Origin of the sequence: Lysobacter sp. MMG2 (assembly GCF_016735495.2) — a bacterium.
In the GTDB taxonomy this organism is placed as follows: Bacteria; Pseudomonadota; Gammaproteobacteria; order Xanthomonadales; family Xanthomonadaceae; genus Lysobacter_J.
The window spans coordinates 1,365,125-1,385,236 of sequence record NZ_JAERQY020000001.1 but is presented as its reverse complement, the minus strand read 5'-3'; the positions used below and the strand labels follow the sequence as shown (position 1 = coordinate 1,385,236).

General features: G+C 68.0%; 18 protein-coding genes and 1 pseudogene. 12 read left to right on the top strand and 7 right to left on the bottom strand.

Translation table 11 applies throughout. The annotated features are described in order from the left end of the window. Positions 1 to 135 precede the first annotated feature (135 nt). The 9 genes and pseudogenes from rocF to JI752_RS06215 all read left to right on the top strand — a co-directional run bounded on the left by rocF (position 136) and on the right by JI752_RS06215 (position 6,480). Positions 136 to 1,059: an arginase gene (gene rocF, locus JI752_RS06255; protein ID WP_216960824.1), complete on the top strand. Its 924-nt coding sequence runs from the start codon at positions 136 to 138 to the stop codon at positions 1,057 to 1,059. Between the two features lie 125 nt (positions 1,060 to 1,184). After that, complete coding sequence (locus JI752_RS06250) at positions 1,185 to 1,319, top strand: entericidin A/B family lipoprotein (RefSeq protein ID WP_216960822.1); 135 nt, start codon at positions 1,185 to 1,187, stop codon at positions 1,317 to 1,319. Positions 1,320 to 1,473: 154 nt separating this feature from the next. Beyond that, the gene (locus JI752_RS06245) at positions 1,474 to 1,611 is read left to right on the top strand and encodes an entericidin A/B family lipoprotein (protein WP_216960820.1); all 138 of its coding nucleotides are present in this window, start codon (positions 1,474 to 1,476) and stop codon (positions 1,609 to 1,611) included. Between the two features lie 177 nt (positions 1,612 to 1,788). Then, positions 1,789 to 1,941, top strand: coding sequence for an entericidin A/B family lipoprotein (locus JI752_RS06240; RefSeq protein WP_216960817.1), 153 nt, complete (start codon positions 1,789 to 1,791; stop codon positions 1,939 to 1,941). Between the two features lie 199 nt (positions 1,942 to 2,140). After that, entirely contained in the window at positions 2,141 to 2,341 is a 201-nt protein-coding gene (locus JI752_RS06235; protein WP_115841280.1) for a CsbD family protein, read from the top strand. Between the two features lie 242 nt (positions 2,342 to 2,583). After that, a pseudogene (locus JI752_RS06230) lies at positions 2,584 to 3,822 on the top strand (tryptophan--tRNA ligase); the annotation flags it as partial. 98 nt (positions 3,823 to 3,920) lie between these two features. Further along, entirely contained in the window at positions 3,921 to 4,232 is a 312-nt protein-coding gene (locus JI752_RS06225) for a hypothetical protein (protein ID WP_216960812.1), read from the top strand. A gap of 78 nt (positions 4,233 to 4,310) precedes the next feature. Next, on the top strand, positions 4,311 to 5,270 hold the full coding sequence (locus JI752_RS06220) for an MBL fold metallo-hydrolase (RefSeq protein WP_216960809.1): 960 nt from the start codon (positions 4,311 to 4,313) through the stop codon (positions 5,268 to 5,270). 109 nt (positions 5,271 to 5,379) lie between these two features. After that, positions 5,380 to 6,480, top strand: coding sequence for a sensor domain-containing diguanylate cyclase (locus tag JI752_RS06215; RefSeq protein WP_216960807.1), 1,101 nt, complete (start codon positions 5,380 to 5,382; stop codon positions 6,478 to 6,480). Positions 6,481 to 6,516: 36 nt separating this feature from the next. Here the strand turns inward: JI752_RS06215 and JI752_RS06210 are convergent, their stop codons facing one another. The 6 genes from JI752_RS06210 to JI752_RS06185 all read right to left on the bottom strand — a co-directional run bounded on the left by JI752_RS06210 (position 6,517) and on the right by JI752_RS06185 (position 14,692). Continuing rightward, positions 6,517 to 6,903, bottom strand: a complete 387-nt coding sequence (locus JI752_RS06210; protein WP_216960802.1) for a VOC family protein — start codon at positions 6,901 to 6,903, stop codon at positions 6,517 to 6,519. A 206-nt stretch (positions 6,904 to 7,109) separates the two neighbouring features. Then, positions 7,110 to 8,501: a dihydrolipoamide acetyltransferase family protein gene (locus tag JI752_RS06205; protein WP_216960799.1), complete on the bottom strand. Its 1,392-nt coding sequence runs from the start codon at positions 8,499 to 8,501 to the stop codon at positions 7,110 to 7,112. 99 nt (positions 8,502 to 8,600) lie between these two features. Beyond that, the gene (locus JI752_RS06200; protein WP_216960796.1) at positions 8,601 to 8,963 is read right to left on the bottom strand and encodes an SH3 domain-containing protein; all 363 of its coding nucleotides are present in this window, start codon (positions 8,961 to 8,963) and stop codon (positions 8,601 to 8,603) included. A 12-nt stretch (positions 8,964 to 8,975) separates the two neighbouring features. Continuing rightward, the gene (locus JI752_RS06195; protein ID WP_216960792.1) at positions 8,976 to 10,004 is read right to left on the bottom strand and encodes an alpha-ketoacid dehydrogenase subunit beta; all 1,029 of its coding nucleotides are present in this window, start codon (positions 10,002 to 10,004) and stop codon (positions 8,976 to 8,978) included. Continuing rightward, positions 10,004 to 11,074 carry a pyruvate dehydrogenase (acetyl-transferring) E1 component subunit alpha gene (gene pdhA, locus JI752_RS06190; RefSeq protein ID WP_216960789.1) on the bottom strand — a complete coding sequence of 357 codons (1,071 nt, stop codon included), beginning with the start codon at positions 11,072 to 11,074 and terminating at the stop codon, positions 10,004 to 10,006. Before pdhA ends, JI752_RS06195 begins: the two co-directional genes overlap by 1 nt. A gap of 363 nt (positions 11,075 to 11,437) precedes the next feature. Then, entirely contained in the window at positions 11,438 to 14,692 is a 3,255-nt protein-coding gene (locus JI752_RS06185) for a lamin tail domain-containing protein (protein ID WP_216960786.1), read from the bottom strand. A gap of 165 nt (positions 14,693 to 14,857) precedes the next feature. On the opposite strand from JI752_RS06185, the gene JI752_RS06180 reads away from it, so the two are divergent. From JI752_RS06180 to JI752_RS06165, 3 genes are all read left to right on the top strand, one after another. Continuing rightward, a complete protein-coding gene (locus JI752_RS06180) occupies positions 14,858 to 15,742 on the top strand; it encodes a tryptophan 2,3-dioxygenase family protein (protein ID WP_216960783.1) in 885 nt (294 codons plus the stop codon). A gap of 588 nt (positions 15,743 to 16,330) precedes the next feature. Beyond that, entirely contained in the window at positions 16,331 to 17,872 is a 1,542-nt protein-coding gene (locus JI752_RS06170; protein WP_216960778.1) for an oligopeptide:H+ symporter, read from the top strand. Between the two features lie 163 nt (positions 17,873 to 18,035). Further along, on the top strand, positions 18,036 to 19,544 hold the full coding sequence (locus JI752_RS06165; protein WP_216960775.1) for a M14 family metallopeptidase: 1,509 nt from the start codon (positions 18,036 to 18,038) through the stop codon (positions 19,542 to 19,544). Positions 19,545 to 19,572: 28 nt separating this feature from the next. On the opposite strand, the gene JI752_RS06160 is transcribed toward JI752_RS06165, so the two are convergent. Further along, complete coding sequence (locus JI752_RS06160) at positions 19,573 to 20,076, bottom strand: MarR family winged helix-turn-helix transcriptional regulator (protein WP_216960772.1); 504 nt, start codon at positions 20,074 to 20,076, stop codon at positions 19,573 to 19,575. Positions 20,077 to 20,112: the final 36 nt, after the last annotated feature.

Genomic DNA, 20,112 nt, shown 5'->3' with positions numbered 1-20,112 from the left:
TGCCGCGACGACGCGCCGTCTCGAACGGCCGTGTGCTGGGCTCGACTACACTTGGACTTCCGAATCCGCCACCTGGTTTTTTCCCGGGATGCTGTGCGCATCGGCGGATCCACACCCTTACGAGGACGTCGTTCGATGAGTCGTACTTACCCTCCGGTTTCGCTGATCGGCGCACCCACTGACGTCGGCGCGGGCCACCGCGGTTCGCGCATGGGGCCGGAGGCGCTGCGCATCGCCGGGCTGGGCGAGGCGCTGGTGAGGCGCGGCGTCGACGTGATCGATCGCGGCAATCTGGACGGTCCGCGCAATCCCTGGCAGAAGCCGGTCGATGGCTATCGGCACCTTGCCGAAGTCGTGGCCTGGAACCGGGCCGTGATGGACGCGGTCGGCGCCGAACTCGACGAAGGGCGCCTGCCCATTCTTCTGGGCGGCGACCATTGCCTGGGACTGGGTTCGATCACCGCCGTCGCCCGCCACTGCCGCCAGACCGGCAAGCAACTTCGCGTGCTCTGGCTCGATGCGCACGCCGACTTCAACACCAGCCAGGTCACGCCGTCGGGCAACGTGCATGGCATGCCGGTCGCATGCTTGTGCGGACTGGGGCCGGACGCGCTGACCCACCTCGGCGGCGAAGGGCCGGCGATGCGGCCGGAAGAGATCCGCCAGATCGGTATCCGTTCCGTGGACGAAGGCGAGAAACGCCTCGTCCAGGAGTACGGCCTGGACGTGTACGACATGCGCTACATCGACGAGATCGGCATGAAGCGCGTGATGGAAGAAGCGCTGGAAGGCGTGGACGACAACACGCACCTGCACGTGAGCTTCGATGTGGACTTCCTCGACCCGAGCATCGCGCCAGGCGTGGGCACCACCGTGCCGGGCGGGCCCAATTACCGCGAGGCGCAGCTGGTGATGGAGATGATCGCCGACACCGGACGCATGGCGTCGCTGGACATCGTCGAGCTCAACCCGATCATCGACAAGCGCAACCGCACCGCCAGGCTTGCCGTGGATCTGGTGGAAAGCCTGTTCGGCAAGTCCACGCTGATGCGCGACTGAGCCGCGCGGCGCGGGCCTGAACTTCTGCTGACATCCCGCCATTGCCCGGAGGGGCAGGGCGGATGCGGGCGGATCGCGGGCATGCCATCCTTTCCCCATCACCCACGCGTCTCCCGGAGAGACACATGAAGCGTTTCATCAGTCTGGTCCTGCTCGCCACCGTTTCCCTCGTCGTGCTCAATGGCTGCAACACCATGGAAGGCCTGGGCAAGGACGTGGAAAAGCTCGGCCAGAAGATCGACGACAAGGCCAGCCGCTGACGCCGGCAGGCAGTCCGGGGCCGGCATCCGCCGGCCTTTTTGCTGTCCGCCTTCCGGGGCGCGCGTCCACTTGGCGTTCACGGCCGCTCGCGTCAGATGCACACGCACGCTGCGGCGTGACGTGCGTTTGATCAATCGAGCCGAGGTGATACCCATGAAGCGTTTGATGGCCCTGCTCCTGTTGGCCCTGTTTTCCGTCGGCACGCTGAGCGCCTGCAACACGGTCGCCGGCGCCGGCAAGGATGTGCAGAAGGCGGGCGAAAAAGTGGAAGACGCGGCGAAGGGCGAGTAACGCCTGCAAGCCCAGTGTGTTGCAGAAAGGCCGGCGCATGCCGGCCTTTTTGTTTGCGTCGACGAAGCCTTGCCGCGCGCTGAATCATGCATGCGCACTTCCACTCCACATTCACGGACGCTCGCGTCTCATGCAGCCACCGCACGCAACGGCGTGCACGTGGTCGAGGAGAATTTCATGAAGCGTCTGATGGCTCTGCTGCTGCTGGCCCTGTTCTCGACGGGCACCCTGAGTGCCTGCAACACGATGGCCGGCGCGGGCAAAGACGTGCAGAAGGCCGGCGAAAAGGTCGAAGACAAGGCCGAGGACTGCAAGGACGGCAAGTGCTGATGCAGAGATCCGCAAACGTGGATGGAGAAGGGCCGGAGCAATCCGGCCCTTTTCTTTGCTTGCAGCGCGACCCGCTTACGCGCGCGTTCACCGACATCAAGCAGTGCCTAACGTAATCGCGACCTCATTCGAATGCGTGCATTGCGAAGCTGATGACGCGGTGAGGCAACCGCACTCCCACACAAGAGGAATGCAACGGATGAACAAAGACATCATCGCCGGCAAGTGGACCCAGCTGAAGGGCAAGGCACAGGCGCGTTGGGGCGACCTGACCGACGACGACTTCGATGTCGCCGAAGGCAACGCCGAATACCTCGCCGGCAAGCTGCAGGAGCGCTACGGCTGGGAGCGCGATCGTGCCCAGCAAGAGGTTCGCGATTTCGAGAAATCGCTGAACTGATTGCACGATGCGGCGCGTGCCGCAGCGGGGCGGCAAGGGCCGTCAACGGCACGCGCCAACCGGGACGATTGCCCGGTACGAAGAGAAGTCAGAAGGGCGGATCCGACGATCCGCCCTTCTGCGCAGGGCAGCTGTGCCGGGTCGGGCCGCCTGAAAACGGTCCGGGAAGGCGCGTCCGAGACGCCCTGCGCCGCGGGCCCCGGCAGGTACACTGTGGGGCCGTTTCCCGCAGTCAGTGTTCGATGAGCCCCACCCGCGTACTTACCGGCATCACCACCTCGGGCACCCCGCACCTGGGCAATTACGTCGGCGCGATCCGCCCCGCCGTGGCCGCCAGCCGCGATCCCGGTGTGGAGAGCTTCTATTTCCTCGCCGATTACCACGCCCTCATCAAGGTCCAGGATCCGGCGCGCGTGCAGCGCTCGACGCTGGAGATCGCCGCGACGTGGCTCGCCTGCGGGCTGGAGCCGGACAAGGTGTGGTTCTACCGCCAGAGCGACGTGCCGGAGGTGCAGGAGCTGACGTGGTTCCTGACCTGCGTCGCGGGCAAGGGCCTGCTCAACCGCGCGCACGCGTACAAGGCGGCGGTGGACAAGAATCGCGAGACGGGCGAGGACGACGATGCCGGCGTCAGCGCGGGTCTGTTCATGTACCCGGTGCTGATGGCGGCCGACATCCTCCTGTTCAACGCGAACAAGGTGCCGGTGGGCCGCGATCAGATCCAGCATATCGAGATGGCGCGCGACATCGGCCAGCGCTTCAACCATCTCTATGGCGAACCGTCGGGCCAAACGTTCTTCGCGCTGCCCGAAGCGGTGATCGACGAAAACGTGGCGACGCTCCCCGGCCTGGACGGCCGCAAGATGAGCAAGAGCTACGACAACACGATCCCGCTGTTCGTGCCGCGCGAGACGCTGAAGAAGCTGATCTATTCCATCGTCACCGATTCGCGTGCACCGGGCGAGGCGAAGGACGCGGACAATTCCAACGTCTTCCAGCTCTACCAGGCATTCGCATCGAACGAAGAAACCGCGGCGATGCGCAAGGCCTTCGCCGACGGCATCGCGTGGGGTGAAGCGAAGCAGGCGCTGTTCGAGCGCATCGACCGTGAAGTGGCGCCGCTGCGCGAGCGCTACGACGCGTTGATCGCGCAACCTGCCCACATCGAATCCGTGCTGCGTGACGGCGCCAAACGCCTGCGCGAGCGCTACGCGCGGCCGACGCTGGACACGCTGCGTGCAGCGGTGGGCCTGCGCGATCTCTCGCAAGTGCAGTCCACCCACGCGAAGAAGGCCGCAAAGACCGCGGCGCCGACGTTCAAGCAATACCGCGAGGCCGATGGCCGCTTCTACTTCAAGCTGGTCGACGGTGACCGCGTGCTGCTGCAGAGCGCCGGATTCGATTCGGCGCGCACCGCTGGCCAGCTCATCGGCCGCCTGAAACAGGAAGGGGGTGCACCGCTTCGCCAGGTCGAGGCGAACGCGGTGCATCTGGGCGAAGAACTGATCGCCCACCTGCACGAGGGCGTCGAACTGACCGAAGTGGTCGAAGCGCTGGCGCAGTTCGCGGCCGAGGACGCATGAACCCGCTCATCGAGCTCAACCTCGCGCTGATCCTGTTCCTGCCGTGGTTCGCGATCCTGGGCGCGTTGTACTGGATGTTCCCGCGCAAGCCGCGCACGGCTTCGCGCAAGCTTTTCGACTGCACCGCGCTGCTGCTTGCGTTCACCGCCTTCCTGCTCAGCCTGTACTGGTCGCACGAGAACGCCGATCCGACGTACGGCAAGATGTGGCAGCAGATCCTCGCCACGGCGGTCGGTTATGGCGTGTTCCTGGCGGTGCTCACGGTGGCCTTCTTCGTGCGCCGCCGCTGGCTGCGTCGGCGTCACTGACGGCCTGCGACAAAGGCCGCATCGCCGCGCCACGGCCTGCGACCTAGACTGGACCCCGTCCTCCATGGAGTGCATGGCATGAATGACGCGCACGGCATCGTCACCATCGACACCGGATTCCATCGACCGTATTTCGATGCCGCGTACCTGATCGTGGAGCACGGCCGTGGTGCCTATGTCGATTGCGGCACGCAGCATTCGCTTCCGGCGATGCTCGATGCGTTGTCGTGGCAGGGCCTTCGTCCGGAGGACGTGGACTGGCTCATCCTCACCCACGTGCACCTCGATCATGCTGGCGGTGCCGGCGCATTGATGCGCGCGTTGCCGAACGCGCGACTCGCCGTGCATCCGCGCGGTGCGCCGCACATGATCGACCCCGAGCGCCTCGTCGCTGGCGCAACGGCCGTGTACGGCGAAGCCGAAATGGCGCGCAGCTACGGCGAGATCGTGCCCGTCGACGCCGCGCGCGTGCGCGAGCTGCACGACGGTGACACCGTCGACCTCGCCGGTCGTCCGCTGCTGTGCATCGACACGCCCGGTCATGCGCGCCACCACGTGTGCGTGTGGGACGAACGCAGCCGCAGCTGGTTCACCGGCGACACCTTCGGCCTCTCGTATCGCGAGTTCGACAATGCACGCGGCGAGCCGTTCGTGATTCCCACGACATCGCCGGTGCAGTTCGAACCCGAGCCGTTGAAGGCCTCCATACGCGCCATGCTGTCGCGCGATCCGGTCGCGATGCATCTCACGCATTACGGCCGCGTCGGTGACGTGGCGCGTCTGGCGCACGACCTGATCGCGCAGATCGACGCGATGGTGGCACTGGCGCACGCCGCGCACGGCCATGCGGATCGTCACGAACGCCTCGTCCAATCGCTGACGCACCTCTACGTTGAACGCGCCACTGCGCACGGTGCACCGCTTACGGCGCAGGAAGCGGCCGAGCTGCTGGCGATGGACATCGAACTCAACGCCCAGGGACTGGAAATCTGGCTGGCGCGCGAGACCGCGCCACGCCGGCCCGTTCAGGTTCGCTGAAACCGGCCCGGAAGGCTGAACAAGCGGGCCGCAGCCGCGCAGGTTGTGGTGCGCGTCACGGGTCGCGACCGGGCCGGAGAGTAGCCTGAGCGACCTTTTGGCGCCGCCCATGTCCGCCCTCCGCCTGCTCCCGCCAACCCCGCCTGACGAGGCGCGCCGACAGGCCGCGCTGGACGCCTATGCGGTCGTGGGCACGGTGGCGGAGCAGGCCTACGACGACATCGTCCGCCTGGCCGTGACGTTGTGCGATGCGCCGGCGGCTGCGATCTCGCTGATCGACCACGATCGCCAATGGTTCAAGGCGCAGATCGGCCTGGACGTGCGCGAGACCGCACGCAGCGAAGCGATCTGCGACCGCGCGATCCGCCAGCCCGACCGCATGCTGGTGGTGGAAGACCTGCATCATCATCCCGAACTGCCGCGGCCATCGCTGCGCGTGGACGGTGATGCGCTGCGCTTCTATGCCGGCGTGCCGCTGCTCAGTCCCGACGGCCAGGCGCTCGGCGTGGTGTGCGTGCTCGACAACAAGCCGCGCACGCTCACCGACGCGCAGCGCGAGGGACTGGAAGTGCTGGCGCGGCAGACGCAGCACCTGCTCGAACTGCGCCGGTACGCGCTGGAGCAACGTCGTCTGCTGTCCGAGCGCGAGGCGTTCGCGCAGCGACTGGAAGATGCGCGCGCCGACCTGCAACGCCGCAATGATCTGCTCCAGCACAGCGCCACGCACGACGCGCTGACGGGCCTGCTCAACCGTGCCGCACTGGCGCAACTGCGCGAGAATCCCGACGCGATGCGCCAGCTGCAGCAGGCGCCGTACACGTTGATGCTGCTCGACGTCGATCACTTCAAGGACGTCAACGATCGCCACGGCCACCTGCTCGGCGATCGCGCATTGCGCGCGGTGGCGGACGCCGTCGCCGCGTCGATACGCGAGGGCGACATCGCCGTGCGGTACGGCGGCGAGGAGTTCCTGATCCTGTTGCCCGACACGCGCCTGGCGCAGGCGGTGCAGGTGGCCGAACGGATTCGCCAGCGCATCGCGGCTGCACCGTTGCCCTTTGCGCTTACGGTGTCGATCGGGCTTGCGGCGGGCGAGCCGACACGCGACTGGTCGGAGCAGGTATTCGACCGCGCCGACCAGGCGCTCTACAAGGCGAAAGCGAACGGACGCGATCGCGTGGTGGTGGACGACACGCCGATGTTGGGGTGAGGCAGGCCACGCGGCAGTGCAGCGCAAGCGGCCTGCCTACGCCCACTCGTTCGGCGTCGAGCGAATCTCCGGCTGCTTCATCCGCACCACGCAGAAGCGCTGTCCCGTCGGCGCTTCCATCACCCACCAGCGCTTCACGAACGCGACCTTCTTCGCGCCGAGCTTCACCAGGCGCTCGGCTTCCGCGTCGATGTCATCGGACTCGATGTCCAGATGCACGCGCGAAGGGTGCTCGACCTTCTGCACCTCGATGTACAGATCGCCCGGCGTGTCGCCGAACTGCTGGTATTCGCAGGTTTCGTCGCCCGCATTGCGATCGGCGATGGTGACGCCCAGCGCCTGCGCCCAGAAATCCGCCGCGGCGTCGAGGTTGTCCGTGTTGCAGTCGATGATGAAACCGGCAAGACGGCTGCGATGGGCCATGGCGAGACTCCTGTGGAAGGACGTACTGCACCTTGTAACGCAGCTGCTGACAGGGTCATGTCAGCAGTGGCGCAAGCCGTTCTTCTCCCGACTACACGCAGCCACGCGACTCATGTAGCCCGGGTAAGGCGAAGCCGCACCCGGGGCGTTGCGCGCCTTCCGGCGAGAGACCCGGGTGCGCTGTGCTTCCCCGGGCTACGTGTGTATCAGTTCGGCGATGCCATGTCGTCCAGCAGCGCCTTCAGGAAGCGTGCCGCTTCGCCGCCCGTGCAGGCGCGGTGGTCGAAGGTGAGCGAGATCGGCATGCGGCGATGCACTTCGATACCGCCCATCACGGCGACGACGTCGTGGCTGAGTTTGCCCGCGCCGATGATCGCCACGCACGGCGGCACCACCACCGGCGTCGCGTAGCGGCCGGCGAACATGCCGAAGTTCGACAGCGAGATCGTGTAACCGCTGAGTTCCGACGCCGGGATCGTGCGGTCCTCCACCTGCGCGCGCAAGCGCTGGATCGCGCCGCGCACGCCGGCGCCGTCGAGCATGTCGGCATTGCGCAGCGCCGGGACGAACAGGCCGTCCTCGGTGTCCACCGCGATGCCGATGTCCACCTGCGGATGCAGGGTGCGGGTCAGCGTGTCGCCGTCGAACCACGCGTTGAGCGCCGGCACGGTCTTGCATGCGGCGACGATCGCGCGAACCAGGCGCGCGGTGATGTCCTGCTTGCCGATCCATGCGTGCAGGTCGGCGTCGTCGCACAGCGTGGTCGGCACGACCTTCGCGTGCGCGTCTGCCATCACGCGCGCCATGTTGCGGCGCACGCCCTTGAGCTGCTCCGGCTGGCCGCTGGCGGCCACGCCCGGCGGCTGTGTGCGCATCGGCTTGCCGGCCTGCGACAGCGTGCTGCGCGCGGCCTGCGGTGCGGGAGCGGGTGTCGGTGCAGCGGCCACGGCGCGATCGGCGGCGCGTACGACCGGCGCGGCGCCGGCCTTGGCCGAACCGTCGGCGGCGGCGCGCTTCACATCGTCCATCGTCACCACGCCGTCGCTGCCGGTGGCGCGCACGCGCGAGAGGTCCACGCCCATCTTGCGAGCCAGTGCGCGCACGGCGGGCATCGCCTTGACGCCGCCCACCGCGACCGCCTGTTCGCTGCGCACCGCATCGGAGCTCTGCATCGCGCCGACCACCGTGCCCGAATCCGCGCGCGCCTCGCCCTTGGGCGCCGGCTCGCCTGCGTCGCTGATCGTGCCGCCTTCGTCGGAGGCGACGACCTTGTCGCCGTCGTCAGGCGCATGGCTTCCGGCGCCGTGGTGATGACCGGTGTCCTGGCCTTCGGCGCGCTGCGGCATGGACGGATCGATCTCGAACTCCGCCAGCATCTTGCCGGTGACGATGATGTCGCCCGGACCGCCGGCCAGCTTGACCACCTTGCCCGACACGGGCGAGGGCACGTCGACCACGGCCTTGGCGGTCTCCATCGACACCAGGTTGTCGTCAAGACGGATCGTGTCGCCTTCCTTCACGTACCACTCGACGATCGTCGCGTCGGGCAGGCCCTCGCCGAGGTCGGGGAGGAAGAAGGTCTTCTTTGCGTTCGCCATACGGGTCGTGTCTCGTTGGAGTGCGGTGAAGGGCCGTCGCGCCACGCGCGCCGCGCCCGGGTTTTCAGGTCTTGAACGTAAGCCGCAGGCGCCGGACGGTCATGCGTCCTCGCCGTCGTCGTCGTCGAGCAGGTCGAGCGCGCGCGCCGGAATCCAGCCCTGGTGGCCGAGGGCATTCTGCGCCCACCACCAGCCGGCGAGTTCGTAATGCAGGGTCAGCACTTCGTCGGCCTGGGCGTCGAGTTCGCGCGCGTCGTAGTCGTCCAGCGCGGTTGCGGGCCCTTGTTCGCGGTTGAACAGCTTTGCCGGCACCCAGCCTTCATGGCCTTCGGCGATGGTCGTCCACACGAACTCCGGCCAATCCTTGTCGCGTTCGCCCAGGTGCACGGCATCGCCGCGCGCGACCCGGACCGGCGTGCGGTCCGGGGCGTGGTGCGATACGACGACGCGTGCGTGGCGCATGCGCGGCGCGCCTCAGCTCGCCGCCAGAGTGCGCTTGGCCGCCGCGACGATGCGTTCGACGCTGGGCAGGTACTTCATTTCCAGGCGGAACAGCGGGATGTGCGTGTCGTAGCCGGTCACGCGCTCCACCGGCGCGAGCAGGTCGAACATCGATTCCTCGGCCAGGCGTGCGGCGATTTCGGCGCCGAAACCGGCGGTCTTCGGCGCCTCGTGCACGATCACGCAACGGCCGGTGCGGCTGACCGATTCGGCGATGGTGGCGAAGTCGAGCGGGCGCAGCGTGGCGACGTCGATGACCTCGGCGCTGATGCCTTCGCCCGCCAGCTTCTCGGCGGCTTCCAGCGATTCCTTGACCTGCGCGCCCCACGTCACCAGCGTCACGTCGGTGCCGTCGCGCAGCACGTAACACACGTCCAGCGGCAGCGCTTCGCCGTCGTCGGGCACCACTTCCTTGTACTGGCGATAGATGCGCTTGGGCTCCATGAAGATCACCGGATCCGGGTCGCGGATCGCGGCAAGCAGCAGGCCGTACGCGCGCGCCGGCGAGGACGGCATCACCACGCGCAAACCGGGCACGTTGGTGAAGATCGCTTCGTTGGCTTCGCTGTGATGCTCCGGCGCGCGGATGCCGCCGCCCCACGGCACGCGCAGCACCATCGGGCAGGTGAGGCGACCGCGCGTGCGGTAACGGAAGCGCGCGGCATGGCAGATGATGTGGTCCACCATCGGGTAGACGAAGCCGTCGAACTGCGACTCGGCGACCGGCTTCATGCCCTGCGATGCAAGACCGACGGTGAGGCCGGCGATGGTGGTTTCGTCCAGCGGCGTGTCGAGCACGCGTTCGGAACCGAACTGCTGCTGCAGGCCGGCGGTGGCGCGGAACACGCCGCCGTTGACGCCCACGTCCTCACCCAGCACCAGCACCTTGTCGTCGACGCGCATCTCGTAGGCCAGCGCCTGCGTGATTGCTTCGATCAGTGTGATGGCGGTCGGTGTCGCTGCTTTGGCCGCTTCGACCTTCTTCTTGTCTTCGGCGTTCATCAGCGGCCCTCCTGCGCGAGCGCGAAGGCGCGTTGCGCCAGCAGGTCCGGCGGCGGATCGGCGTAGAGGTAATCGAACATTGCTTCTACCGGCTGCACGGGCGTTTCGAGGTAGGCGTTGATCTCGACGTCGACCTTCTTGGCGCATTCCTCGGCCCAGGCCTTCTCTTCCTCGTCGCTCCACACGCCCTGTGCGGTGAGGTAGGTGCGCAGGCGCGCGATGGGTTCGCGCGTCCAGGCGTCCTTCACTTCGCTCTCGTCGCGATAGCGGCGTGCATCGTCGGCGGTGGTGTGATCGTGCAGGCGATAGGTCATGAACTCGATCACGCTGCCGCCTTCGCCGTTGCGCGCGCGTTCGCTGGCACGACGCATGCCTTCCAGCACGGCGATCAGGTCGTTGCCGTCCACCTGCAGGCAGTGCAGGCCGCCGGCCAGGCCCTTCTGCGCCAGCGTCTTGGCGCCGGTCTGCGCCGAACGCGGAACCGAGATCGCCCAGCCGTTGTTGACCACGCACAGGATCAGCGGCAGCTGGTAGGCGCCGGCGGAATTGAGCGCGGCGTAGAAGTCCGTCTTCGACGAACCGCCGTCGCCGCAGCACGCCACGGCCAACTGCTTCTGCTTCATCAGCTTGAATTTCAGCGCGGCGCCGGCGGCATGCAGGCACTGCGTGGAGATCGGCACGCACCAGGCGTAATCCTGCTTCGGGCCGGAGAAGTCGTTGCCGCGTTCGTCGCCGCCCCAGTACAGCAGCACTTCTCGCGGCAGCACGCCGCGCATGAACTGCGCGCCGTACTCGCGGTAGCTGGGCGCGAACACGTCGTCGGGCTGCATCGAGGCGCCGATACCGACATGCGTGGCTTCGTGGCCCAGGCAGCTGGCGTACGTTCCCAGCTTGCCGGTGCGCTGCAGCGCGATGGCCTTGCTGTCGAAGGTGCGCACGAACAGCATCTGCTCGAACGCAGGCAGCAGCGCCTTCGGGTCGCGGAACGCGGCGGGGAGCTCGGCGACGGGCGTGCCGTCCTGGCCGAGGTATTGCAGGTATTCGATTTCGAAGGTCGCGGCGACCGTCATCGCGGGAGTCCTGACTGAGATGCCTGGAAAGTGCCTGTTTTAAGCAGGGGGAGCCCGAAGCGGCCGCATCCCGGATCCAGTGCCGGCAGGGACCGTTCGGAAGGCTGGGTCGGGCATGCGCCCGGCCTGGCTCCGAGGTGTCGGCAGACGGCCAATCAAGGGCCGCGCCGACACGCTGGTGCGCGAATCATAACCAAGCTCGCGTTAAGGGCCGTTGCGCGGTGCGGCATGCAACTTTGCGGGAAAGACGGTAGACGCCGCCCGACGCAGCGGTATGGACGCGGCCGCGAATCGCCTGAATGCGCGGGCCTGCAACGAAGAAGGGCGCGGTTCGCACCGCGCCCTCTTCGTCATGCCGGTACCTCAGCGACGGATCGCGACGCTCAGGCTGTCGGCGTTGTTGGACGCATCCGGATCCGGCGTGTCGGCGTCGACGTTCGCGTTGAATTCCAGCGCCGTGCCGGTGCGCGGACGCTCCGGAACCACGATGGCGAAGGCGAACCATTGCACGCCCTTGCCGATACTGCCGCTGCGTGCGCATTGCGCCCGGAAGCCGGTGCTCGTCGCCACGCGCGTGCAGCTCCAGCCCGACGGTGCGGCGACCGCCGCGGCGGACACCGCGACGTTGCCGTCGATCGTCAGCGTCGGCGCCTGTGCGCTGTCGGGGCCGTCGTTGCGAACCGGCACGAGGAAGGTCGCGATCGCGCCCTTGCGCACCGGCAACACCGCGCCTTCGATGCGCACCGACAGATCGGCGGCGGTGACCACCGTGACGTGCGCCGTGGCGTCGTTGTCGGCGTTGGCCGGATCGCGCGTCTGCGAACGCACGGCCACGGCCATGCGCACTGCGGTGCCGTTGGCCAGCGCCGGCATCGGCGTGCGCAGGGTGAACGACGCGCCTGCCTGTGTCGCGAGCGTGGCGATGGTGCAGGCGACGGTCGTGGTCGCGCCGTCGTGCGTCGGCGCCGAGCAGGTCCAACCTGGCGGCACGTCGACCGATGGCGCCACATTGGCGTCGAAGGCGAACGCCACGGCGGTGGCGTCGGCGGCGCTGGGGCCGGCGTTGTGCACGGTCGCCGTCCAGGTGGCGATTTCCCCCGCGCGCAGCGTCGAAGGCGTGGCCGACGCGACCACCGACAGGTCCGCGCTGCGGAACGCCGGCACGCGGATGCTGATGCGCACCGGATCGTGGTCGGACACACGCAGCGGCACGGTGGTGTCGCCGAAGTTGTCCACGCCGAAGCCCGCGTTGATGCGCGCATGCTCCACGGTGACGGCGGAGGCGTCGAGCACGACCGCTTCGTTCACCAGCACATGGTCGAGCGTCTGCGCACTGCCGTTGAACACGTAGGAGTAGCGCTGCGACGCGTCGGCGATCAGCTCCGAGCCGTCGATCAGCGGCGTCGTCAGCGGGCTGTCGACGTAGGTCAGCACCTGGTCTTCGGCCGCTTCGGTGCCCTTGATGACGCCGAGCACGTCCACGTAACCGTCGTTGAACTCGAACGCGTTGAAGTCGCCGACCAGCACGATCTTCTCGCCCGGGTTCGCCTGCTGCCATTGCTGCACGAGCGTGGCCAGGTACGCGGCCTGTGCCGCGCGCTTGCCGCGCACGCGCGCGCCTTCGCTGCTCCAGCCGCCGCTGCCCGGCGCGACCGAGTCGATGTCGCTCAGCGAGCGCAGATGATTGACGACCACCGTGACCGGATAGCTCGCGCCGTTGCCCTGGTGCACGCGGGCACGCAGGCGCAGCGGCGGGCGATCGTTGAGCAGGCTGGTGCTGCCGTCGGGGTTGGCGAGCGTAGCGTCCTTGCCGAACTGCACCACGTCGAGCACTTCCACCCGCGCCACGCCGGCGCCGCTGTCGCGCGTGGCGACCAGGAAGCCGACGTTGATGCCGCCCACGTCGTTGCCCTGCGACAGGTACGGCACGTAGCCCGGCGAGTTCGCGCAGGTGGCGTTGATGCGGTCGGCGAGCAGGCCGAGTACGCGCAGGTTCTCCACTTCCACCACGCCGAGGATGTCAGGCGTCTTGAGGTAGTCGCAGATCGCGCCGGCCGTCTTGCCCAGGCGCTTGTCGACCGCTTCGGGCTTGATCGTCGGCGCGCCGTTGTTGTCGGCGACTTCATCGAAGAAGCGCAGCAGGTTGAAGCCGCCGAGGGTGACCGCGTCGTAATCGGCGTCGTTGACGGCCTGCGGCAGTCGGCCGCCGCTGGCGGTCGGTGGCGTCGCCGTGTCGGGCAGCAGGGCCCAGGTGCCGCCGAAGTAGTCGAGCACGCCCAACAGGCCGGCGATGTCGGCGCCGGTGTCCACCGACAGCGGGAACGCGCCGACCTGGCCGCGGCTGCGCACCATCAGGCGTTCGGGGTTGGTGTCGAACAGCGGCGGGTTCTTGCCCGGCGGCAGCGACGCCAGCGCGGCGTCCATCACGCCGATGCCCGGCTCGCGGAACGGCGTGGCGACGTCAGGCAGCGTCACGTAGAACACGCCGTCGCTGGTGGCGGTGGCGTCGTCTTCGTCGATGCGGCCTTCCGACGGGCCGACCACGATCGCGTTCGCCACGCTCACGCGCATGCCTTCCAGGCGCTCGAGCGTGCCCGGCGTTGTGGAAGGCGAGAGATCGGCGGCGCTCAGTTCGACCGGCGCGGGCAGGGCAACGCCGCTTTCCAGCAGCTCCACCGTCGGCCCGGTGATCTCGGTGATGGTGAGCTGGTTGACGTTGGAGGCCGGTACGAATTCCTCGACCTTGCCCGTGACGCGCACGCGGTTGCCCACCGCGGCGGAGGCCGGCGGCGCGCTGCTGGTGAACACGAAGATGCCGTCGGACGTGGACGGATCGCCGTCGTCGTTCGCAGCCTGCAGGAAGAAACCGTTGTTGAACTTCAAGGCGGTGACGATACCTTCGGTCACCACGCGTTCGCCTTCATGCGCCGAGCGAAGCGCGCTGCCCTGGATCTGCGCGATCGTCAGCGGCGTGGCGGGTTCGGGTTCCGGTGTCGTGGAGCCGCTGTTGCGCGGGGTCGGGGCGCCGGCGGTGAAGTCGGCGTTGTTGTGGTCGGTGTCGGTCGCGCCGTTGTTGTTGCGAAGCGCGGCGGTGGCGGCGCTCAGCGTGGGCGCGGCGCCGGCGCCTTCGAAGAAGTTGGCGTTGCCGTAGCCGACCAGGTCGGCGATCAACGCGCGCTGTTCGGCCGTGCACGGCGTGCTGCCGCCGTTGCAGGCGAGCGCGCCGGTCTGGCGCACCAGGGCGACCTTGCCTGCGCCGGCGGCCATCGCGGCCGGCCCGGTGGCGTCGGGCGTCGGCAACGGCGCGCCGGCCGAGCCGCCGCTCATCGCGACCAGGAAGTATTTGCCCGGCTGGACAGTCGCCGCCGGCAGGACGGCCACGCCGCTGAAATTGCCGGTGCCGGTCGCGCTGGCGTATTGCACCGACAGCCCGGCCAGCGAGGCCGGTGCGGTGCCGCGGTTGTAGAGCTCGACGTAATCGTTGGCGTAGACCGCCGTACCTCCGCCGCCGCCGCCGTAGACCTGGCTGATGACCACCTGCGCCTGGGCGGCGTTCGCCCCGGCCAGCAATGCGAGAGAGAACAACGCAGCCGCGCAGCGGCCCCCGAACCTGTCCATAGTCTTCCCCGTTGTTTGAGCGTCCTCGCCCGCCAACGCCCCTGTCGCGGACCGGCCGAGTGTGCCGGATGCTGCGTTGCGGGTATTTCACGCGAGTGACCGCCCCCCGATGCGCTACCCTTTGGGCCCCCTGGCCGGCCCGATCCGGCGCCCCACGAGCCTGAAATGACGGTCGAGAAGAACGAGCGCGAACTGGAATCGAGCATCCACACCGATTTCGAAGGGCGGATGAGCTATTCCGGCTACCTGCAGCTCGACACGCTGCTGTCGGCCCAGCAGCGCCTGTCCAACCCGCCCCAGCACGACGAACTGCTGTTCATCGTCCAGCACCAGGTCGCCGAGCTGTGGATGAAGCTGATGATCCACGAGCTGAAGGCGGCCATCGCCAACCTGCGCGAGGACCGCCTGGGCGAGTGCCAGAAGATCTTCGCGCGCTGCAAGAACATCCTGCGCCAGCTCACCGAGATGTGGTCCGTGCTGGAGACGATGACGCCGTCGGACTACATGAAGTTCCGCGAGATCCTGGGCCCGTCCTCGGGCTTCCAGTCGCTGCAGTACCGCACCATCGAATTCCTGCTGGGCAACAAGAACGCGGCGATGTTGAAGGTGTTCGCGCACGACGCGAAGGCCGAAGGCGCACTGCGCGACGTGCTCGAAGCCCCCAGCCTGTACGACGAGGCGCTGCGCTACCTGGCGCGCCACGGCTACGCGGTGCCGCAGCGCCATGTGGAGCGCGACTGGTCGCACGCGCATGTCGCCGATCCGGAGCTGCTGCCGGTGTTCGAGCGCATCTACGAGGACACGAACGCGCACTGGGCCGCGTACCACCTGTGCGAAGACCTGGTCGATCTGGAAAGCCAGTTCCAGCTGTGGCGCTTCCGCCACATGCGCACGGTGATGCGCATCATCGGTTTCAAGCGCGGCACCGGCGGCTCCAGCGGCGTGGGCTTCCTGCGCCAGGCGCTGGACCTGACCTTCTTCCCCGAGTTGTTCGACGTGCGCACGATGATCGGCGCCGACGCCGGCTACGGGGCGCCGCCGGCGAATTAGGGCGATGGACCGGCGCGTGCACGACTGCGTGGGCGCGCTGCTGGTACGCCAGGACCGCATCCTGCTGGGACGGCGCAGCGACGATTGCGACTGGCTCGCCGGCGCGTGGGACGTGTTCGGCGGACACGTGGAGGCGGGCGAGAGCGGCGAGCAGGCCATCGCGCGCGAGCTCGCCGAGGAACTCGGCATCGCCCCCCCTTGGCCTGTCCTATCTGGATGTCATCGAAGGCGCGGCGCCGGAGCCGTGGCGCCTGCGGCTGTACCTGGTGCCGGGCTGGAACGGCACGCCGGCCCCGCTGGCCGAGCACGCGGAGCTGCGCTGGTGCGCGCTGGAGGAGGCGCAGGCGCGACTCGTGGACGCCCACCCGGATTTCCCGCGTTTGCTCGCCTTGGCGGTCAGGGCCGCCGCTTTGTCCCGTTGAGTGCGCGGAGCGCCTGTTCAGGCGGAATGCTGCGTCGCAGCACGGCCTTTTCGCCTTCACGCGGGTTTGACGTGATGGACGTCACCCGGTAAATCTCCCCGGTCCCGTGCCGCCCGGCGTGGGTTTTCCTTTCTTGTCAGTACTTGATCCACACAGGGGATACCGCATGAGCGGAACCGCTACACCCGCGACCGGCACGGCCGCGATTCCTGCATTCGAGCAGCGCCTGGGCCACCCCAAGCCGCTGTGGATGCTCTTCATGACGGAATTCTGGGAGCGCTTCGCGTTCTACGGCATCCGCTGGGCGCTGGTGCTCTATATCGTCGCGCAGTTCTACGGCGGCGACGCCTCGGGCGAGGCGGAGGCCAACCGCGTCTACGGCGCCTACCTGGCGCTGGTGTACGCCGCGGCGATCTTCGGCGGTTATGTCGCGGACCGGATCCTGGGGTACCAGCGTTCGATCCTGCTGGGCGCGGTGATCATGGCCTCGGGCCTTTTCGTGATCGCGCTGCCCAACGAGCACCTGTTCAAGCTGGGCCTGGCGACGATCGTCGTCGGCAACGGCCTGTTCAAGCCGAACATCTCCACGATGGTGGGCAAGCTCTACGCCGTGGGCGATGAACGCCGCGACTCGGGCTTCACCATCTTCTACATGGGCATCAACCTGGGCGCGATGCTGGCCCCGCTGCTGACCCAGTACCTGGCCCGCAAGGTCTTCGGCGAAGAAACGATGCCGGCCTACAAGGTGGTCTTCATGGCCGCCGGCGTGGGCATGCTGATCAGCCTGGTGTGGTTCTGGTTCGGCCGTCGCCAGCTGGAAGGCATCGGCCGTCCGCCGGTCAACAGCACGGACAAGCGCAAGGTGCTGTACGTGTTCGCCGGCGCGCTGGTGTCGATCCCGGTGGTGTACTTCCTGCTGGCCATGGGCGCCGGCGCGCTGCAGGGCGTGCTGACGGTGATGTTCCTGGGCCTGTGCGCGATGCTGCTGGTGGAGGGTTTCCGCGAAGGTCCGAAGCAGCGCGACATGACCATCGCGATGCTGATCATCTTCACCTTCAACATCCTGTTCTGGATGTTCTTCGAGCAGGCGGGCAGCTCCTTCACCTTCCTCGCCGACAAGATCGTCGACCGCGACATCTTCAGCGGCGGCCTGGCCGACCTGGTCTACACGCTCAGCGGCGAGCGCGTGTTCCCGACCGCGTGGTTCCAGAGCATCAACTCGATCGCCATCATCACCATGGCCCCGCTGATCGCGTGGGGCTGGGTGAAGATGGGCAAGGCCAACCCGTCGATCCCGCGCAAGTTCTCGCTCGGCCTGATCTTCAACGGCCTGGCCTTCCTGCTGCTGATGTTCGCCCTGTCCAAGCTGGTCACGGCCGCCGGCCTGATCCCGTTCTGGACGCTGTTCGCGGTGTACTGGATCCAGTCCATCGGCGAGCTGTGCCTGTCGCCGATCGGCCTGTCGATGGTGACCAAGCTGGCGCCGGTGCGCCTGGTCGGCTTCGGCATGGGCGGCTGGTTCCTGTCCACGGGCATCGGCAACAACCTGTCGGGCATCTTCGCGGGCGCCGTGAGCGGCGAGAGCGGCATGACCACGGCGTCGGCGCTGGCGGGCTACACCTTCGGCTTCTGGGCGCTGGTCGGCGCGGGCGTGCTGCTGTTCCTGGTCGCCCCCCTGGTGCAGAAGTTGATGCATGGCGTGAAGTGACGATCCGGCCCGCTTCCGTCTGGCGGAAGCGGCCTTGCTGGAACGACGGCGACCTTCGGGTCGCCGTCGTCGTTTGCGGCGCCGCCGGGCGCGGACAAGCGGTGAGGCCCGCCGCGAAGCCCTCGGGTTACCGTAGTCGCCTACGCCCGTCGGACGCCGCCGCATGTCCCAGCCCCCGCTGCTCACCCGCGCCGAAAGCACCCAGTACGCGGAGACCTCGCGCCACGCCGACGTGATGGCGTTCATCCACGGGTTGAAGGAACTGGGCGACCACCGCCTGCACGTCACGGACTTCGGCGCGACGCCGGAAGGCCGCGAGCTTCCGCTGCTCGTGCTCTCCGCGAACGGTGCGCGTTCCCCGCAGGAAGCGCACGGCCGCGGCCTGCCGGTGGTGCTGGTGCTGTGCGGTATCCATGCCGGCGAAGTAGAGGGCAAGGAGGCCGGGCTCATGCTCGTGCGCGACATCCTGCACGGCGCGCACGGCGACCTGCTCGATCGCATGACGCTGCTGCTGGTCCCGCTGTTCAACGCCGACGGCAACGATCGCATCGACCCGGCGAACCGCGCGCTCGACATCGCGCACTTCACCGGCCAGCTCGGTCCCGACAGCGGCGTGGGCACGCGCGTGAACGCCGCCGGCATCAACCTCAACCGCGACTACATGCGTCAGGACGCGGAGGAGATGCGCCTGCTGCAGACGGGCGTGATGCACCCCTGGAACCCGCACCTCACCATCGACTGCCACGCCACCAACGGTTCTATCCACCGCTTCGACCTGACATACGACATCCCGCACACGGTGCAGAGCGGTCGCATCGAGCCGATCGACTTCATGCGCGAGCACCTGCTGCCCGCGGTGACGGACGCGGTGAAGCGCGAGGACGGGCGCGATACGTTCTGGTACGGCAACTTCCTGCGCGACGAAGGCGGGCAGGGCACGGGCTGGATCACCTACACGCACCATCCGCGCTTCGGCGGCAACTACCGCGGCCTGGCGAACCGCCTCGACCTGCTGCTGGAAACCTACGCCTACATCGACTTCTACGACCGGGTGCACACCACCTACGCCTTCCTGCGTCACACGCTGGCTTACGTGGGCGAGCACGCGGAAGAGATCGTCGAACTGCTCGCCGTTTGCGAGATGCCGCCCGACGATATCGCCGTGCGTTACCGGCTCGACGCCTTCCCCGACCGGGAAGTGGAGATCCTCACGCGCGATCCGTACACGCTCGAAGGCGAAGCGGTGAGCGTGCGCGTGCCTTACATCGGCCGTTTCGTCGGCGAGCACATCGTGCGCCGCCCGTTGGCGTACGCGGTGCCGGAGGCGATCGCGGCACGGCTGGAAGGCCATGGGCTCGTGATCGAACGCCCGCCGGTGCCGCCGCAGTTGCACGCGGAAATCGCGACGGTGACCGCGCTGGCGTCATCGGCCGGACGCGAGATCCTGGAGGCGAACGCAACCCCGTACGTGGAAGCGGAGTACCTGCGCGACGAACGCACGCTGCCCGCCGGCTGGGCGTTGGTGCGCACCGAACAGCAGCGCGGCGCAGTCGCGGTCTATCTGTGCGAGGCCGGCAGCGACGACGGCCTGGTGGCGTGCGGCTGGATCGATCCGCCGACGGTCGGCTCCGAATTCCCCGCATGGCGCGTGAACGCCATCGTGCACGCCTGAGGCGGCGCGACGCGTCAGTCGCGCGCCTCTAGCCCGACTGGGTTTCCGCCTGCAGCTCCAGCTCATCCAGCCGGTCCAGCAGGCGGAACAGCGCGGCGCGCTCGGCGTCGTCGATGCCCTCCAGCAGCCTGCGCTCGAAGGCCAGCGCCAGCGGCGCGACCTCGTCGTAGATCCTGTAGCCGCCCTCGGACAGCTTCAGCACCGACCGGCGCCGGTCGTCGCCGTGGATTTCGCGATCCAGCCGACCGGCTTCGAGCAGGCGCGCGACGGCGCGGCTAACCGCCACCTTGTCCATGGCCGTGCGCTGGGCCACCTCGTTGGCCGACAGGCCCGGGTAGCGCCCCAGCACCGCCATGACCCGCCATTCGGTGATGCTGAGCTGGAAGCGCTCGGTGTAGATGCGCGCGATCGTGCCGCTGACGCGGTTGCTGAGCACCGACAGCCGGTAGGGCAGGAAGTGCTCCAGGTCCAGCTGGGCGTGGGCGGGCAGGGTCTGGCCCAGCCTGGGAAATCCGGGGTCGCGCGCATTCATGGTGCGGTATGCCTTGATTATGGTTTCAGGTGAAAC

Excerpts from the sequence above, each read along its gene's own strand:
- rocF (WP_216960824.1), top strand. The coding sequence starts at position 136 with ATGAGTCGTACTTACCCTCCGGTTTCGCTGATCGGCGCACCCACTGAC.
- JI752_RS06250 (WP_216960822.1), top strand. The coding sequence starts at position 1,185 with ATGAAGCGTTTCATCAGTCTGGTCCTGCTCGCCACCGTTTCCCTCGTC.
- JI752_RS06245 (WP_216960820.1), top strand. The coding sequence starts at position 1,474 with ATGAAGCGTTTGATGGCCCTGCTCCTGTTGGCCCTGTTTTCCGTCGGC.
- JI752_RS06240 (WP_216960817.1), top strand. The coding sequence starts at position 1,789 with ATGAAGCGTCTGATGGCTCTGCTGCTGCTGGCCCTGTTCTCGACGGGC.
- JI752_RS06235 (WP_115841280.1), top strand. The coding sequence starts at position 2,141 with ATGAACAAAGACATCATCGCCGGCAAGTGGACCCAGCTGAAGGGCAAG.
- JI752_RS06225 (WP_216960812.1), top strand. The coding sequence starts at position 3,921 with ATGAACCCGCTCATCGAGCTCAACCTCGCGCTGATCCTGTTCCTGCCG.
- JI752_RS06220 (WP_216960809.1), top strand. The coding sequence starts at position 4,311 with ATGAATGACGCGCACGGCATCGTCACCATCGACACCGGATTCCATCGA.
- JI752_RS06215 (WP_216960807.1), top strand. The coding sequence starts at position 5,380 with ATGTCCGCCCTCCGCCTGCTCCCGCCAACCCCGCCTGACGAGGCGCGC.
- JI752_RS06210 (WP_216960802.1), bottom strand. The coding sequence starts at position 6,903 with ATGGCCCATCGCAGCCGTCTTGCCGGTTTCATCATCGACTGCAACACG.
- JI752_RS06205 (WP_216960799.1), bottom strand. The coding sequence starts at position 8,501 with ATGGCGAACGCAAAGAAGACCTTCTTCCTCCCCGACCTCGGCGAGGGC.
- JI752_RS06200 (WP_216960796.1), bottom strand. The coding sequence starts at position 8,963 with ATGCGCCACGCACGCGTCGTCGTATCGCACCACGCCCCGGACCGCACG.
- JI752_RS06195 (WP_216960792.1), bottom strand. The coding sequence starts at position 10,004 with ATGAACGCCGAAGACAAGAAGAAGGTCGAAGCGGCCAAAGCAGCGACA.
- pdhA (WP_216960789.1), bottom strand. The coding sequence starts at position 11,074 with ATGACGGTCGCCGCGACCTTCGAAATCGAATACCTGCAATACCTCGGC.
- JI752_RS06185 (WP_216960786.1), bottom strand. The coding sequence starts at position 14,692 with ATGGACAGGTTCGGGGGCCGCTGCGCGGCTGCGTTGTTCTCTCTCGCA.
- JI752_RS06180 (WP_216960783.1), top strand. The coding sequence starts at position 14,858 with ATGACGGTCGAGAAGAACGAGCGCGAACTGGAATCGAGCATCCACACC.
- JI752_RS06170 (WP_216960778.1), top strand. The coding sequence starts at position 16,331 with ATGAGCGGAACCGCTACACCCGCGACCGGCACGGCCGCGATTCCTGCA.
- JI752_RS06165 (WP_216960775.1), top strand. The coding sequence starts at position 18,036 with ATGTCCCAGCCCCCGCTGCTCACCCGCGCCGAAAGCACCCAGTACGCG.
- JI752_RS06160 (WP_216960772.1), bottom strand. The coding sequence starts at position 20,076 with ATGAATGCGCGCGACCCCGGATTTCCCAGGCTGGGCCAGACCCTGCCC.